Genomic DNA, 16,635 nt, shown 5'->3' on the forward strand with positions numbered 1-16,635 from the left:
AACCCTTCTGGTATTTCTTTACAAGGAAGTTTCGAGAACACCAATCCCCTAGGTTGGGAAATTCGTGTACGGGGTTGGACTCACCACTAACTGTTCTTTTTCATTCCTCAGTTTTTGAAGCTGTTCTGTAAGCCAATTTTCAAAGAGTTCATTGAGGAGGCGAGATTTCATTGCTTCATCCAACTGTGCCGAGAGATATTTCTCTAAGCGCACTATGACAAACCACTCACCAATACGAGTAGGAGGCAAAAGTTTACCTGGTTGGTTGCTAGACAGAAATTGCACTATTCCTGGATGAAGTGCAGATAGTTCAACAGGACCAACTAAGCCGCTCGTTTGGGCTTCCGGACCTTGTGAATATTCTCGTGCTAGTTCTGTAAAGGACTGTTCTTTCGCCAAAATACGAAAGTAGAGTTCTTGAGCAACTCCTGCATCTTGAGTTCTCAGTAGAGAATAAATTACTTTGTCCAGTTTTGTTTTGCACTGGAAAAAGTAGGGTTCCAACATTTTCCCCCAAGTTGCTTGCTTGAATTTTTCGATTTTGAGTCTGCGAGTAACGATTCTCTCTAGCTGCGCTGGTGACAAATGGTAGTATGCCATCCATGCTCTGACATCAGCTTCATTTTTAAACTGATGTTCGGCATAAAACTGCCGTTGAGTTTGGGCAACTTCATCAGGTGTACACTCTATTAGTTCAACAGCCTCATCCAGAATTAACTCCCTCAGGAACTGAGGTAGCATTTGATAGCTAGCCAGTAAGGAAGTTAATTCACTCGCTTTGATTGTACGGTTACCAATTTGCAACACTTCAGTCATTCACTGCGAGACACTTGAAAATGCATAGTCTGCTTGGTGCTGCGCCCTGTGTTTGTAGATGTTATTTAAACAGCAGAAAGAAGTTGGTTATGCTTTTAGCTCTCTCAAGAGTCGTTTTCCCCTCTGCACCCACCAGTAAAGGCAAACTCACTTCTTCCATACGCTAGCTATTTTAATAACGAATTATACAATTGATGTGTATCTTAACAATAGTACATATAATAATATAAAATTTTATATGACTGGTAAAGCCAGTCTTTGTCGGGAAAGGCAGAGGGCACCTTTGCTTGAGACATTTATGGAATACTGCCTCCAGCAAGTTTCTGTAATTTCCCTAGCATACCCACTCCCGCCACAGGCAACTAGAGCGCCAGTTCAGTAAAAGTACTTGACCTAAAACGCTAGCTATGCAATTTGTTAGAATTGGGGATTTTAGTATTCGGTTTTTATGCGATTTCTAAAAATCTGACCCAAATATTTTACGGAAAATCGGTATTTTACCCTAGCCTACATAATTAGTTTTTGTCAACAAATATTAGTGGATCGGTGCTCTAGCGAACAAGGGAGGACAAACGTGGTGAGGCTCGGGACCCTAGCAATAGGGATATTAAAGCAGTAATGTCTTAAGAATCCCCTTTAGGAGTCGATTTCAGAAGCAAGATTGAGATTTGAGAAACTCCAATTGAGAAGTTTCTCCAAAATTCGGCTTTGGCGTTTGGCATTTTGCTCGATCGCCTCAAAAGCCTCAACGGTAGTACTTTGACTAAATTGACTTTGATGCCAAAGCTGAGTCAGACTCAAGGTGCGATTGAGGTAAAATTTAAATTCTTTAACCTGAAGATATTGATCGCGTTCAAATTGTTGATTAACAGCAGCTACAATCATTGGCTTGCAATTAACTCCTTCAAGTTTGTCAGCAGTGAGACGCCATGACAAAAGTTGTTCTATGAGGAGACTCTGACATTTAAGGTTTTGCTCAATTTCTTCAACAGCTTGAACGGTTGCACTGTAATCCAATCGCCCTTGACGCCAAAGATGAGCCCAAGCCAGGATGCTATTCAGTGAGAGCTTCAGTTCAACTGACAGGGATGATGCAAATCTTTTAAATTCTCGGTTAATCCGAGCACTATCGATGTACGTCTCAGGAGAGATTACTTTATCACTCATAATTAAGACTTTTTGTTTAATAATTTTTTTCTAAAAATAATTCGCGGTAAATAACGGTAAAGATCGGAAACTGCTACTACTTTACAAGCTATTTGCGCTTCCAACCCTATACCTAAAAGTAGATTTAATCTTTCTTAGTACTGTTTTCTATCTTTGGATGTATTGATAGAATATTACGAGAAAGAGTAATGTTGCTCTTTCCGTGTCAAGTGAAAGATTTGGGAGGTGAGGTTTTTCTATCCTTGGTGTAGCCGATTTAAGCATGACAGTTTTAGTGCTTAAAGATTTTAGAAAGCGTAGCGAGACCAAACATGGCAGCAATATCAGTTCATCAGAAAATTTTTGAAAAATTAAAACAAGCATATATAGAGAAATTTGGTGCTTCACCTAAATTTCTGATTGGGGAGCTAAATCGGGTTTATCAAGAAAAAAAAGAAGATTCCAAAGATATTATTTCAGATAAAACGATACGGAATTTCTTTAAGGATGATGAACCAACGAAGATGCAGGAGAAAAATCTCAACTTTTTATGTGGAATTTTACTAGGATATAACAGTTATCAGGAAGCTTTAAGACAACAAACATCATTGGAACAAGGAGAAAAAGTCGAGACGGATGAGCAAGAAACTTGGCTTCAGCGTTATCAAGAATATCTTCAGAGAAAGTGCAGTACTATAAAAGTCCTGACAATGACTCACCCCGTAGAGCTAAATAGTGTTTACGCCCAAGTCAATGTTTTAGAAAATGTTCAAGGAAAACAGTCTAAAACTATTCAAGAACTCTTCAGCCACTTTTCAAACGAAGGTGCAAGCTTTAGTCGATTTAACTATAGAATTAGAAATCATTTATCTGCTTTAGACGCTGTTAAAAACTATTCTAAGCTGCTTATTTGGGGTAGACCAGGTGCAGGTAAAACAACTTTTCTCAAGCATCTAGTTTTACATTCTATTCAACAAAATAAAGAATTACAAAAAATTCCTATTTTTATTTCATTAAAATCTTTTTCTGATGACGAAAATCAACAAGATCTTATTGATGCTATTAAACAAGATTTGTCAGACTATATTTGCGAAATATCTCAATTTGTTCACAACTTACTAGAACAAGGTCGTTGCTTGATTTTGTTAGATGGATTGGATGAGGTCGGCGAAACAAAAAGCGATCGCGTTTATCAAAACATCGATCGTTTTGTCAAGAGATTTCCTAAAAATCGTTTTGTCCTTACTTGTCGTTCGGGATCTGCTGATTATATATTTCCTGATTTTACAGAAGTGGAAATGGCAGATTTCGATTGCAATCAGGTTGAGTTTTTTATTAGAAAATGGTTTGCACCAAGTGAAGATTTGAAGTTAGCAGATAGCTTACTTGAAAAAATAGAAAAAAATAGATCGCTAGAAGAATTAACAGCAAATCCATTATTGCTGACAATGTTATGCTTGGTATTTGACGATCGCTACGAACTTCCAAGAAATCAGTACTCACTGATTCACGATGCAGTAGAAATCCTTTTACGCAAATGGGATGCAAGCAGACGGATAGAAAGGAGTGTAACAAATAAGTTCAATCTACCGTACCAACAAAAAGTTAATTTAATGAGCAAAATAGCTTATGAATCTTTCTTGCAAGAACCCCATAAAATTTTATGGCAACAAAGGGAATTAGAAGAAATTATTGGAAATTACATTGAGAATCTTCCTGATTTTTCTAATGATATTTCAACTGTTGATAGTTTGGCAATTTTAAAAAGAATAGAAGCCAATCACGGATTGCTTGTTAAACAGGCGCAAGATATATATTCATTTTCTCACTTAAGTTTTCAAGAATATTTTGTAGCTAATTATATTGTAGAGAGTCGAAGCTATGAACTTTTAAAAGAAGTTGTTAAACAGCACTTAGTAAATCGTCAGTGGCGAGAGGTCTTTCTCATAATTGCAGGACGGCTAGCTAATGCTGATGATTTTTTTAAAATTCTATTTATTCAAATTAATAAATTAGTGAGTAATAAACGATTGCAAGAGATGTTGGCTTGGCTGGATGATGTCACAACTTATCATGGTGTCAAATCTAGCTCTTGGAGAGCTTTCTATTTATTCGTGGATCAGGAATTTGAGCTTTATACGAATGAACTCTCAAAAGTCGATTCTGCTTTAGCACAAAAACTTGCTACTCTTTTAAAAGAGTTCAATCGAGAAAGAAAGAAGATTATCGATCGCTCACCCCTTTCTGATTTTGCATTATATTTGGTGGACACTTATACCAAAGTATCTGCTAAAGCGGATAATAAACCGTTTAAACCTCATAAAGTCAATCCTTTGCTGAGAAAGGAACTTCCCGTAAGCGACGATACGGTCATGGCTCCTCAATTGGGAGGCGAAGGTGTAACAATTGATAAAAATCGGGGTGTAATTACTCTTATCAAACAAACGAGACAAATTACGCTGGAAAAAGATAATTTTCCCAATCAGATTATTTCTAATATTACCAGTGATAGAGCTTTAAATTACGAAGGTTTAGCTGACGAACTCATATTCTTACAGGAGAGCTTTCCTGATGACAATGCACCTCAATCTGATTGGCAAGATTGGATCAAACATTTAAGAGGAGTCATGAGGCTGTATTTGAATATTGGTTATGATGACGTAAAATTTTCCCCCGAACAAATTAAAATTTTAAAAGATTATTTGTACTCAAATATTCTCCTTCTAGAATGTATAAAAGGAAGTAATTACTCTTCTAAAGAGTTACGCAATCAAATTCTCGATTATATGTTGCTACCTAGCAAGCGCATTCCTGAAACTCTTATTAGAGAACAAGGGTTAAGGTAACTCGCAATCGCTTTCTCTCGTTCCCTGGTGCAGCTTGAGAATGCAGTATACAAGGTTTTGCCTTCTGGCTTTTACCCCCTGTCGGTTCTTTTATATCCCGAACTTTACCGTTTTTTACCGTAAAATGCCACAAGTGGTATAATTTTGTAGTACTCAACAAGCTAAGAACTAGCAAATTCAATATGGGCAAACAACAAGTAAAAAAGTGCGATCGCAAACCAGGTGAGAAATGGACCGATGGTTGTTGTAGCTCAAATTCGGCAGAAGATTTTGAGACAGAAAAATTTGAAGACTCAATAACACATCCCGCGATCGAGTCTTCTTTCTTACCTGAATCAGAAACACACAAACATTAACTTTTTACCCAATTTATGTAAATTATTTTTACAGAGATTCCAAATAAGTCAAAAGGTCTGCCATGGCTTGAGGACTGGGCTGAAATTTTGGCATAGGTGGCGTTTCACCACTTGTCACTTGGTGTATGAGACCATAGGGCGATTTGCGTTTAGAGACCCCCTGCAAGCTAGGTCCAACACTACCATCTGCTTGCCAGCCATGACAACCAGCACAGTTGATTTGAAAGATGGCATGTCCTTGTACTGGGTCACCTTTAAGCGCTATAACAGCTTTGGCATAAGGATCTGAGGGTCTAGTTGCATAAACAGCAAAAACGCCCAAAAGGACTGTTAGCACGACCGCCAGAACAATGAGTGCGATGCGCTGAAGCAGAATCTTAGGTTTGGGGATCTGGTTATCCAAAAGTTTGCTGTTCAAGTCAAAGTGTACAAAAAAATTTTATTTCATACACATAGCTTAAAAGTTCTTGATTAAATATGCAATTGATTGTGTTTGAGAGCACAGATTGGGGACAAGGAGGATAATGAGATGAGAACAATGAAAGAGTTGTTGCTGAATTTGGTAGAATCAGTGACGGGAACCAATTTTGTTGCATAAAGGAGATCTAACGTGGTTGAACCCTTGCTAGACGGCATTGTACTGGGTCTAATCTTCGTAACCCTAGCTGGATTGTTTTATAAAGCTTACGAGCAGTACAAGCGTGGCAATCAGCTTGGTTTGTAAGTTTGAGAATAGTCAGTGGGAGAAGGGAGACAAGGAAGAAAGAGCACACAAGGAGAACATTCTACCTTGTCCCCTTGTTCCCCTTGTCTGTCTTCACTTCGCGATTCTATAAAAGGTCAAAGCAGTATTGCCATAAACTTTCTCACGGCAGATTTCCCAAGAAGGTATGATAGGCGGTGTCCAATCTTGGGGGCTGTGTTCTAGTGCGATTTCGCCATCTGTATCTAAAAGATGATGGTAAGCTAAGACTTCTAATACTGGCTGATATAATCCACTTGCATAGGGTGGATCGAAATAAATTTTGTCAAATTGTTGCCCTGAAAGTTTGGGCAATATCTGTAAGACATCTCCCCGCAGCAGTTGAAATTTTTGTTCTGCACTCGTCAGATGCTGCCAGTTCTCTTGAATAATTGCACACGCACGGCTGGACTTTTCAATACCTGTGACTAAACTGGCTCCCCTGCACAAAGCTTCTGCGCCCATTGACCCAGTTCCAGCACACAAATCCAACCAGCGACAACCATCTATCGTTCCCTGCCAAATGTTAAACACTGCCTCCCGTACTCGCGCACTGGTAGGTCGGGTTTCTCTCCCTGGCAATGTTTTTAAGGGACGATTACCGTAAATTCTTAAGCTCATTTGTCAGCAGCCATCAGTCATTAGTCATGAGTCATCGGTCATTTGACAAAGAACAAATGACAAAGGACGCTCGTACAAAATTCTATTATGCAGCAACTTGTGTCCAAACTTGAGATACAAAATTAGAGAGAATTTGCAATCCAACGTTAGAAGATTTTTCTGGATGGAATTGCACCGCCATCAGATTGTCTCGGGCGATCGCAGCTGTGACAGTTTGGCTACCATGAGTGACAGTTGCAGCACAAATTTGGGAATCTGTTGGCTCTACATAATAGGAATGGACAAAATATACCCAAGGATTTTGCGGTAGATATTCCCACAAAGTTGTTTTTGGATGGGTAAGTTCGAGTTGATTCCAACCCATATGGGGAATTGTAATACCTGGTTCGCTAACAAATCGCCGTACTATTCCTTGAATAATTCCGAGTCCCGGTTCAACTCCTTCTGCACTTGATTCAAAAAGAATTTGCAAACCCAAACAAATACCTAAAAAAGGTTTGCCAGAAGCAATTGCTTCTTTGATGGGTTTTTCCAAATCAAGCGATCGCAGCTGTTTTACAGCTGGATCGAAGGAACCCACCCCCGGCAAAACGATAGCATCTGCTTTTTCTAATTCTTTTGCCGAATCAGTAATCCTTGGAGTTGCGCCCGCTTTTTCTAATCCTTTGCAAACTGAGTGCAAGTTTCCCATGTCGTAGTCTACGACTGCAATCAACGCCATTTACCTACTCCTTGCTAATTTATTATGTAGGGTACTTATATTCTAAATAATAATTCTTATGCAGAAAAGGTTTTTATTAACTTCTTTTCAAACTTGGTTACCCCATCAAAAATCAAATTCTTCTGATGATCTACTGGCAGAAGTTGTCCGGCTCAATTGCTTGCCTTATGATTTAACGCTGTTGCGACAATTGCCTGTAGATGTTGAGCAAGCCAGTTTTCGAGTCATAGAAAAGATCCGCGAAGTTCAACCAGACTGCATCATTTGCTGTGGTATGGCTGAAAAACGGACGCTATTAAGTGTGGAAGTAGGAGCTGTCTGTGGGGAAAGTATGTTGGTGACAACTGTTGATTTAGAAAAATTAGTGGTGGGGTTCGGGGCTGTTGAGATTAGCCATGACTGTGGAAAATTTGTCTGTGAAGGTCTTTATTATTCTGTTTTAGATGAACTGCGCCTCCGGGAACTTAAAACCCCTTGCATCTTTGTCCACGTTCCTATTTTGACTGAAGAAAACTTTCCCTCAATTAGGGAGGATTTCTTACTGATGACCCACAAATTGGCACTTTTGTAAAGATAATTGCGTCTCAAAGTAGAAAAAAATATTTCGGTATATGTTTCCATTCTTACTAATTCTTCCCCTTGCACAAGTAACACCTTCCCCAATCGCTCCCTCACCTGCGCCGGTGGAAGAAATAGTGCAACAGCAAGAAGTACGCCCTTTACCAGGAAAATTAGATGAAGTACCCGTTTTCAATAGTAATAGCCCTGAAAAGGTTTTGAAGGAAGGGATTTTGCTGTCAACTTTTCCATCAGAAGGAAAAAAAGTTCCCACAGCACATTTAAATTTTCCTTTTAAAGGTCGATTTGATGTTTTTGCTCATCACGTAGCAGCAGCACCAACTCCTGAAGATTTGCGATCGCTATATCTGGGAATTATCGTACACAACCCCAGTTCTCAACCGGTGACAGTGAATATTTTGCAAGCCGCTACTTATCTCAGCCAGCCAGATGCACCTTTTATTGAGTTGCCATCTAAAAGTGATAATCTTTTAAGCACTATCTTTGCAGGACCAGGCGATCGCGTAACAAATCAAGTTCTTCGAGGACAACGGCAAGAAACTTTCCCTGCTCAAATAATTATTCCACCTGGGGAAAGCCAAATGTTACTAAATGTACCAATTCCCGTCAAAGAACTCACACCACCATTAAATGGTCGGTCTACATATATGCGACTGTGGAGTAGTGGCACAGTTTATGCAGCTAGTCTGGCTATGTTTGCACCAACAAATTCTGATGGTAGCGAACGTCCTCCTACAGTGGAAGAGTGGCAATATCTATTAAATAATAGTGAATTATCCGGACCTCGTGACAAAGTCCCCACTCCTTTAGAAGAGACAAGCAAACCAATAATATACGGGCGGGTTGCTGGAGTTGCCTTAGGTGCGGAATGGAAGGGTTTACTTGTAGATAACCCTGGAAAAACATATCTCACTATTCCCAGTCCCGGACAAGCTTTTTCCTATGGAGTCTCTACTTTAGATCGCGGAACATTAGGTACACAGCAAATACAAAGTGCTCCCATGTTGGTACGCTATCCGGATACTGCTTATCGCGCTCATGGAAACTATGGCGTGCAATACAGCTTAACTTTGCCGTTATATAACAACACTCAAAACCAGCAAACAGTCACCGTGTCAATGCAAACACCTATTAAAGAAGATAAGTTAACTAAATCAGGATTGCGCTTTTTTAACTCATTAGCACCACAAGTCTTCTTTCGCGGATCGGTAAGAGTTCGCTATCAAGATGATGCTGGTTTGCCTCAAATTCAATACGTGCATTTGGTGCAAAGACGCGGACAGCAGGGAGAACCTTTGGTAGTGTTGAATATGAAGGGAGGCGAGAAAAGATTAGTTGAAGTAGATTTTCTCTATCCGCCAGACGCTACTCCTCCGCAAGTTTTGACAGTGACTAGCAGTCAGTAACTTGTGACTGGCAATCGGGAACCAGTACTTGCCTTTAGTCATGTTAGGTTGACAGATCTTGGAGAAGTAAAGCGTTCTGATTCAAATTCAAGATAATGGGGTGGGAATTCCTGAAGAATTGAAATCCAAAATTTTCGACCATCTGTTTACCACAAAAGCTGTTGGCAAAGGTACGGAATTGGGATTATCAATTGCCCATCAAATTGTTGTCCAAAAGCATCAGGGGGTTTTAGAAGTCCATTCTGTTCCGGGACAGGGTGTAGAATTTCTCATCACTCTTCCCGTTGAATCAGAATTTTCCCCAAGAAAAATTAGCTAACTGTGTGCGTTGCAATTGGTAATTTTAGTACATCAATGGGAAGAATAAGTTTGTACGGGCAAAAATAATTGATTTTGCTAGAGGCAGCTATGGTGAAGTTGACTGGTTATCTTATTTCTCAACAAATCTATTCAGGTTACAAAACTGTAGTTTATCGAGGGGTAAGAGAACTAGACCGACAGCCAGTCATTCTCAAAATGATGCGGAATGAGTATCCTAGTTTGAAAGAACTCATACAATTCCGCAATCAGTTCGCCATCGCCAAAAATTTCCAATTAGAAGGTGTGATTCAAACGTATAGTTTGGAACACTACAAGAACAGGTATGTTTTGGTAATGGAGGATTTTGGAGGCATATCTTTAAAGGATTATGTAAAGAATTATTTCTGCACTCGGATGCGCGAGTGCTATAGCGCTTGTCAGGAAGAGTTTCTGCAAATTGCGATTCAAATAGCGATCGCATTGGAAGGGTTGTATCGCCATCGCATCATTCACAAAGATATCAAACCAGCCAACATCCTGATTCATCCCGTCACAAAGCAAGTCAAGCAACTCTTTTGATTTAGCAACTCTGGCAATTATCTGCGAACAATTGCCATCTCAAACAGCTGCCAATTTGTGGAAAGCTTTACAGGAAGGATTGGCGATTCCTACAACAGAAGTTTATAAATTTTATCACAATGAAGGTGCTCACAGTCAATTGACTGTGAGCCATGAGCCATTAGCCAACTACAAATTCCTTCACGACCGCGTACAGCAAGCAGCATATTCTTTAATTCCTGAAGACAAAAAACCAGCGACTCACCTGAAAATCGGGCAATTGCTGTTGAGCAAAACACCCAAATTACAACAAGAAGAGAAGATTTTTGAAATTGTCAATCAATTCAATTCTGGTTTAGAATTAATCACTTGCCAAAGCGAGCGGGAAAATTTAGCATCATTAAATCTGATAGCAGGGCAGAAAGCAAAAACAGCTACGGCTTACATAACTGCTATGAAATACTTGACGACGGCTATCCAACTTCTAGGAAGCGAGCGTTGGGAAACGAATTACGAGCTTACCCTCATATTGCATCAAGAAGCAGCAGAGGTAGCATATTTGGCTGGCGACTTTGAACAAGTCACACAATTGGTAGATATTGTCTTAGAAAAAGCTTCTTTATTGGTCGATAAAATCAAAGTTTATGAAGTCAAAACTAGGTCTTTGGGAGCACAAAATCAAGCTAAAGAAGCTATCAATACAGCATTAAGTGTACTGAAAATGTTGGGGCAAGAATTGCCAAGCAATCCTAAGGATTTAGATATCGAGCAAGCTTTGTCAGAAATTACTGTCAATCTGAAGGAAAGACGTATTGAAGATTTAATTTATCTACCAAAAATGACAGATACCAATCTCTTAGCAATCCTGCGTATTCTATCATTGGTTAATAGTTACTCCTATTATACTGTACCGGAACTGTTCTCATTAATTTTGTTGAAACAGGTCAATTGGTCACTTCAATATGGCAATGCTCCTTTATCAGCCTGTGCATACATGGGTTATGGGATAATACTGGGTGGGTTGATGGGAGATATAGAACAAGGATATCAATTTGGCAAACTGGCTTTAAATATAGTGATTAAATTTAATGCCAAAGACATGAAGGCTGAAATTATGCAATCATTTTATGGTCTGATCGGGCATTGGAAAACCCATCCTCAGAAAGGATTACCATCTTTGTTAGAAGCTTATTCTGCGGCTTTAGAAACAGGAGATTTAGAATTTGCCGCCCTTTCTCTTCAAATGCATTCCAACATTTCATACTACATTGGCAAAGAACTCACCCTACTAGAAACAGAAATGGCAACTTACAATCGTGCCATTGGTCAACTCAAACAGGAAGTTGCATTAGCTTGGGCTTCCATCTTTCGACAGATCGTTCTGAATTTACTAGAAAAAACCGAGAATCCCTATTACTTATCTGGAGAATCTTTTGATGAAGAAACAATACTGCCACTTTTCCAAAAAGCAAACGATCGCCTTGGGCTTTTATTTTTCTATTTCAGCAAATTGCACCTGTGTTATTTATTTGAAGAATATCAGCAAGCTGTAGAATATGCAGCGTTAGCAGAAAAGTATTTGGATAGCGGGATAGGGCAAATCGTCGTTGTACTTGTTCATTTTTATGATTCACTCTCGCGACTGGCAATCTACTCTCAGTCCTTAGAACAAGAACAAAAGAGTCATCTGGACAAGGTGCGTATCAATCAAGAAAAATTACAGAAATGGGCGCATTACGCACCGATGAATTACCTGCACAAATTCTATCTCGTGGAAGCAGAACGCCATCGAGTACTCGAGCAAAAATCGGAAGCGATCGAGATGTACGATCTTGCTATCTCTTTATCTCAGGAGAATGAGTACCTCAATGAAGAAGCTCTCGCTTGGGAATTAGCTGCTCGCTTTTACCTGTCATGGGGGAAACAAAGAATTGCTCAAGACTACATGACCCACGCCTACTATTGCTATGCTCGGTGGAGTGCAAAGGCAAAAGTTTCTGACTTAGAAAAACGCTATCCTCATCTACTAGACTCCGTTCTACAACCGCAAACAAATCTTCTCAATTCAAGCGATACACTTACAGTGTCCGGCGAAACAACATTAGTGACGCCCTCAAGTAGTAGCAGTGTTTCCGAACAACTCGATTTGACGAGTGCGATCGAAGCTTCACAAACTCTGGCAAGCGAAATTGAATTGGACAAGTTACTTGATAAATTGATGCAAGTTGTCATGGAAAACGCCGGAGCCAAAAAATGTGCTCTGATGTTACCTCATGGCAACAATTTAGTGATTGAGGCGCTTGCAACCTTCTCAGGAAGCCCAATTATTCTGCGCTCGATTCCTGTTGAGTCTTGTTTGGAAGTTCCTCTCCACCCGATTTACTATGTCAAAAATACGCTCAAAACTTTAGTGATTGATGATGCTGTTGCGGATAATTCCTTTATTAGCGACCCCTATCTCAATCAATACAAACCCAAAAGTCTGTTGTGTACTCCCATCCTCAATCAAGGGAAGTTAATTGGAATTTTGTACTTAGAAAATTCTCTGACGACCGGAGCCTTTACCTCCGAGAGATTGCAAGTGCTGAACCTTCTGATTTCCCAAGTCGCCATCTCCCTGGAAAACGCTCGCCTCTATCAAAAATCCCAAGACCTCTACCTGCAAATGCAAAGCTACGCCCAACAACTCGAACATTCTCTGAGCGACCTACAGCAAATGCAACTCCAACTCATCCAAAATGAGAAAATGTCTGCTTTGGGGAATTTAGTGGCGGGTGTAGCACACGAAATTAACAACCCTGTGGGATTTATTGCGAGTAATTTACAACCAACACTTGAATATCTTCGCGATCTATTCCACCTGATTGACCTTTATCAAGAAAAATTCCCTCATCCTGGTGCTGAAATTTTAGCTCAAATCGAAGCGATAGATCTCGAATACCTGCGGGAAGATTTTCCCAAACTGATTGACTCTTTAAAACTGGGAACCGATCGCATTCGTCACATGAGCCAGAGCTTGCGGATCTTCTCCCGCGCTGACACCGATACCAAAGTTCCCTTCAATGTTCATGATGGTCTTGAATGTACCTTGCTGATTCTCAAACACCGTTTAAAAGCAAATGGCAACCGCCCGGAAATCAAAATTATCAAAGACTATGGTGAGTTACCATTAGTCAAATGTTTTCCCGGACAACTCAATCAAGTCTTGATGAATCTTTTAGCTAATGCTATCGATGCTGTTGAAGACTCATCTGTCTCAAAAGCGCCTAGGATTTCCATTAGGACTCAACACCTGTTGGAGAAGCAAAGTATTCTGATTGGGATTCAAGATAACGGGGTGGGAATCCCTGAGGAATTGAAATCGAAAATTTTCGACCATCTGTTTACTACAAAAGCTGTTGGCAAAGGGACTGGATTGGGATTATCAATTGCCCATCAAATTGTTGTCCAAAAACATCAGGGGATTTTAGATGTCAATTCTACTCCCGGAGTGGGTGCGGAATTTCTCATTACTCTTCCAGTGTAATGACATATCGCGTTCAGATAACTGACACGTGCTCAAGCTTTAGGACAATTTGTCTGTGCGAATCCACACGAGCCAAGCATAATTCATTCTGAGAGATTTTCTGGATTACGGGCATCTGTTAATCTAAACCTCCCCCATTTTATCTTTTTTCCCTGTTCAATCTTTCCTTTCTTAAAGCAGCGAGAGGTTCACTTACAGAAGTCACTGCTTCTGGGCGAAATTGTAGCGCGGGATCTTGTACCACTTTCAAAGCTTTTTCCAAGTTCGAGATAATTTTGTCTAGCTCTTGTGTTGGTAACTGCTTGATATTTTGTTGCCATTTGGAACTGATAGTACCCAAAGCATAAGCCGCACTATGACGGGCTGTGATATCTGTATCTTGCAAGCGCATTACTAAGATCGGTATTGCAGGTGTAGAGGCTGTACCAATGCTACCCAAAGTAGAAGCAGCACTGACCCGCATCCAAGGATCCCCTTCATCCTGTAACTTTCTCATTAAGACAGGTACGGCTGGTGCAGCATCTTTCCCCATAGCACGTAAACCATGAGATGCATTGTAGCGTTCCCATGACTTTGTGCTATTTAAACCTGCTATTAAATGAGGAACATAGGCTTGCTTGCCAATTTTTTGTATGGCTAGGACTGCAGAAGAACGAACAACTGGATCTCCATCGTCTATAACTCGCAGTATAGCAGGCGCAGCTTCACTTGCATTTGGCCCCATTTGACCTAAGATCGCAGCTGCACTAGCACGCACTTGAGGGTTGCTGTCCTGTAACGCTGTTATTAAAGCGGGAATAGCAGATTTGCCAGCAGTGACTAAATTCTCTATAGCCGCAGAACGTTGTTGGGGATTCTTTAATTGTTCGATATAAGACTTAATTTGTATATCATTTTGTGACTGCGCCCAAATGGTATTTATCTCTAATAAAGATACTGCCAAACAAACTACTGCGATCGCACAGCCTTTAATTGTCAATTGAGTCAACATTCGTAGAAAAAGCATATATTTCAGTAGGTTGTTATTGGGGGCTGCAAGATACTAGACTTCTTCATGAAGCCCGGTATCCAAACAAAGAGTTATCTTGGATCGTGGCTATGTCAAAACCAAATTATCTCTATGTACGACAGTTTCCGCTCCGACATAACCTAAAATAGTAGGAATTTCACTGGAACGACGCCCGCAAATCTTTTGCAGTTCCCCACTGGTATAGTTAACAAGCCCTCTAGCAATTTCATGACCGTTTTTATCGCATAACAGGACTGCTTCTTGAGTGTCAAACTCTCCTTCTACTGCCAAAATCCCTGCGGCTAATAATGACTTTCCTGAAGTAGAAATTGCGATCGCTGCCCCTTCATCTAGGTACAATTTTCCTAGAGGAACCAAACCATAAGCTATCCAGCGTTTGCGAGCAGAAGTTGGTTCGGGGTGTGCTTCAAAGTGAGTTCCAAAAGATTCACCTTGTAAAATCTTTTCTATATTCCGGGGTTGTCGTCCTTGAGTAATCACTGTACGAACACCAGCTGCTGTTGCAATTCTTGCTGCTGATATTTTAGTCACCATACCACCTGTTCCCCATTGAGAACCTTGACCACCTGTTTGGACTTGTAATTTTGCTAATTCATTTATATTACTTACTAAAGATATAGGCTGTGCATCAGGTACAGAACGGGGATCTGCTGAATAAAGTCTATCTACATCAGTCAGTAAAAACAGCCAGTTAGCTTCTACTAGACTAGCAACTAAAGCGGAAAGCGTATCATTATCACCAAATTTTAGCTCTTCCACTGCCACCGTGTCATTCTCATTCACCACTGGAATGACACCCAATTCTAGTAATTCCCTAAATGTATTGTATACGTTGAGATATCGACTGCGCTGCACCAAGTCACTACGGGTCAGCAAAACCTGAGCAATTGGTTGCTGCAAGGTTGTAAACAAATCGTCGTACACTCGCATTAACCTACCTTGTCCTACAGCTGCTACCGCTTGTTTTAGAGCAATTGCTTTGGGGCGTTCAGTTAGACCCAACCGAGCACAACCGACGCCTACAGCACCAGAAGATACTAAGATCGCACGATAGTTTTGCCTTCGCAGGTCTGAGAGGGTTTCTGCTAAGGTGGCTATTGTAGAAAGTGCCAATTGTCCGGTTTCTGGTTGTGTCAGGCTAGAGGTGCCTATTTTAACAACAATTGTTTGAGTCATTTGCCTAACCAATTGATAAAGCGCCAGTCCCCCTAATATATGAAGGCTGACGCTCTATATTTTATCTGTACTTATTATATTTGAGGTCTTTATTGTGCTGACCTCACTGTTATATATACCTATATTCTCCGAATTTTAGCGAAAACCAAAAGTTGTTAACTATTTCTTTAGATTTAGTTTCCTGTCTATTTGTCACGATTTTTAAATCTTCTTTTTTTAGGAGTAATTGAGGCTCCTAATATTTCTGATACCCAAACTTCAAAGTTCCGTATCGGATGAGAGCGCAGGGCTGCATCAGGGTGTATAATAGGCTCAACCAATATAGTAAACATTCCCAAGCGATTACCAGCTAACACATCAGTAAACAAGCGATCGCCAACCATTGCTACCTGGTTCTCGGGCAAATCCATTGCTTTGAGCGCTTCTCTAATCTTGCGACGCGAAGGTTTAGCAGCACCCGTAAAGTAAGGTAAATCGAGAGAGCGAGCGATTCCACCTATACGAGCATCACTGATGTTATTGCTTACCAACCATAATTTTGCACAAGTGCGGATCTCTTCTACCCACTGCTGCAATTCAGGAGAAGCTGACGCCACTCTTATCGGTACTAACGTTTCATCTACGTCTAACACCAAACCTTTAAGGTTGTATTTCCTAACTATATCTGGTGTGAGGTTTAACACCGACCCCTCTACAATCAAATCGGGCTGCAAGAAATCGTTCCAGCGCATAATGTTCCCAAGTCAGCGACTACCCTCTCTACCATCTTCTCCCTTGTAAAGTGCAAAGCCACAGCTTTAAAGGCAGCTGAG

Annotated in this window: 16 protein-coding genes; 8 read left to right on the top strand and 8 right to left on the bottom strand. The window is 40.4% G+C overall.

The genetic code is table 11. The annotated features are described in order from the left end of the window. Window positions 1-48: 48 nt before the first annotated feature. The gene (locus tag HC643_RS07910) at window positions 49-816 is read right to left on the bottom strand and encodes a peptidylprolyl isomerase (protein ID WP_038072243.1); all 768 of its coding nucleotides are present in this window, start codon (window positions 814-816) and stop codon (window positions 49-51) included. 636 nt (window positions 817-1,452) lie between these two features. Beyond that, the gene (locus HC643_RS07915) at window positions 1,453-1,983 is read right to left on the bottom strand and encodes an ATP-binding protein (RefSeq protein ID WP_038072240.1); all 531 of its coding nucleotides are present in this window, start codon (window positions 1,981-1,983) and stop codon (window positions 1,453-1,455) included. 311 nt (window positions 1,984-2,294) lie between these two features. On the opposite strand from HC643_RS07915, the gene HC643_RS07920 reads away from it, so the two are divergent. Both HC643_RS07920 and HC643_RS07925 read left to right on the top strand, forming a co-directional pair. Next, window positions 2,295-4,808 carry an NACHT domain-containing protein gene (locus tag HC643_RS07920; protein ID WP_038072237.1) on the top strand — a complete coding sequence of 838 codons (2,514 nt, stop codon included), beginning with the start codon at window positions 2,295-2,297 and terminating at the stop codon, window positions 4,806-4,808. Window positions 4,809-4,990: 182 nt separating this feature from the next. Next, window positions 4,991-5,164 carry a hypothetical protein gene (locus HC643_RS07925; protein WP_153021519.1) on the top strand — a complete coding sequence of 58 codons (174 nt, stop codon included), beginning with the start codon at window positions 4,991-4,993 and terminating at the stop codon, window positions 5,162-5,164. A 28-nt stretch (window positions 5,165-5,192) separates the two neighbouring features. Here HC643_RS07925 and HC643_RS07930 read toward each other — a convergent pair whose 3' ends face one another. After that, window positions 5,193-5,567 (bottom strand): c-type cytochrome, encoded by a 375-nt coding sequence (locus tag HC643_RS07930; protein ID WP_038072313.1) that lies wholly within the window; start codon window positions 5,565-5,567, stop codon window positions 5,193-5,195. Window positions 5,568-5,774: 207 nt separating this feature from the next. On the opposite strand from HC643_RS07930, the gene petG reads away from it, so the two are divergent. Next, complete coding sequence (petG, locus tag HC643_RS07935) at window positions 5,775-5,888, top strand: cytochrome b6-f complex subunit V (RefSeq protein ID WP_048871568.1); 114 nt, start codon at window positions 5,775-5,777, stop codon at window positions 5,886-5,888. Between the two features lie 93 nt (window positions 5,889-5,981). Here petG and rsmD read toward each other — a convergent pair whose 3' ends face one another. Together rsmD and hisH are read right to left on the bottom strand one after the other, a co-directional pair. Further along, window positions 5,982-6,527 carry a 16S rRNA (guanine(966)-N(2))-methyltransferase RsmD gene (rsmD, locus tag HC643_RS07940; protein ID WP_038072234.1) on the bottom strand — a complete coding sequence of 182 codons (546 nt, stop codon included), beginning with the start codon at window positions 6,525-6,527 and terminating at the stop codon, window positions 5,982-5,984. A gap of 85 nt (window positions 6,528-6,612) precedes the next feature. Next, window positions 6,613-7,248, bottom strand: a complete 636-nt coding sequence (gene hisH / locus HC643_RS07945) for an imidazole glycerol phosphate synthase subunit HisH (RefSeq protein ID WP_038072231.1) — start codon at window positions 7,246-7,248, stop codon at window positions 6,613-6,615. Window positions 7,249-7,306: 58 nt separating this feature from the next. Here hisH and HC643_RS07950 point away from each other — a divergent pair, with 58 nt between their 5' ends. The 5 genes from HC643_RS07950 (at window position 7,307) to HC643_RS07965 (ending at window position 13,617) form a co-directional block, all read left to right on the top strand. Beyond that, window positions 7,307-7,819, top strand: a complete 513-nt coding sequence (locus HC643_RS07950) for a C15 family peptidase (protein WP_038072228.1) — start codon at window positions 7,307-7,309, stop codon at window positions 7,817-7,819. A gap of 40 nt (window positions 7,820-7,859) precedes the next feature. Then, window positions 7,860-9,233 (top strand): DUF3370 domain-containing protein, encoded by a 1,374-nt coding sequence (locus HC643_RS07955; protein WP_038072226.1) that lies wholly within the window; start codon window positions 7,860-7,862, stop codon window positions 9,231-9,233. 85 nt (window positions 9,234-9,318) lie between these two features. Then, window positions 9,319-9,552: an ATP-binding protein gene (locus HC643_RS07960; RefSeq protein ID WP_272900265.1), complete on the top strand. Its 234-nt coding sequence runs from the start codon at window positions 9,319-9,321 to the stop codon at window positions 9,550-9,552. An 89-nt stretch (window positions 9,553-9,641) separates the two neighbouring features. Beyond that, a complete protein-coding gene (locus HC643_RS41275; RefSeq protein WP_038072221.1) occupies window positions 9,642-10,112 on the top strand; it encodes a serine/threonine protein kinase in 471 nt (156 codons plus the stop codon). Window positions 10,113-10,143: 31 nt separating this feature from the next. Continuing rightward, on the top strand, window positions 10,144-13,617 hold the full coding sequence (locus HC643_RS07965) for a trifunctional serine/threonine-protein kinase/ATP-binding protein/sensor histidine kinase (protein ID WP_050046292.1): 3,474 nt from the start codon (window positions 10,144-10,146) through the stop codon (window positions 13,615-13,617). 139 nt (window positions 13,618-13,756) lie between these two features. Here HC643_RS07965 and HC643_RS07970 read toward each other — a convergent pair whose 3' ends face one another. From HC643_RS07970 to HC643_RS07980, 3 genes are all read right to left on the bottom strand, one after another. Further along, window positions 13,757-14,623 (bottom strand): HEAT repeat domain-containing protein, encoded by an 867-nt coding sequence (locus HC643_RS07970; protein WP_038072219.1) that lies wholly within the window; start codon window positions 14,621-14,623, stop codon window positions 13,757-13,759. Between the two features lie 90 nt (window positions 14,624-14,713). Next, entirely contained in the window at window positions 14,714-15,823 is a 1,110-nt protein-coding gene (proB, locus tag HC643_RS07975) for a glutamate 5-kinase (RefSeq protein ID WP_038072217.1), read from the bottom strand. A 185-nt stretch (window positions 15,824-16,008) separates the two neighbouring features. After that, the gene (locus HC643_RS07980; RefSeq protein ID WP_038072215.1) at window positions 16,009-16,554 is read right to left on the bottom strand and encodes a YqeG family HAD IIIA-type phosphatase; all 546 of its coding nucleotides are present in this window, start codon (window positions 16,552-16,554) and stop codon (window positions 16,009-16,011) included. Window positions 16,555-16,635: the final 81 nt, after the last annotated feature.

It is taken from the genome of Tolypothrix bouteillei VB521301 (genome assembly GCF_000760695.4).
Classification (GTDB): domain Bacteria; phylum Cyanobacteriota; class Cyanobacteriia; order Cyanobacteriales; family Nostocaceae; genus Scytonema; species Scytonema bouteillei_A.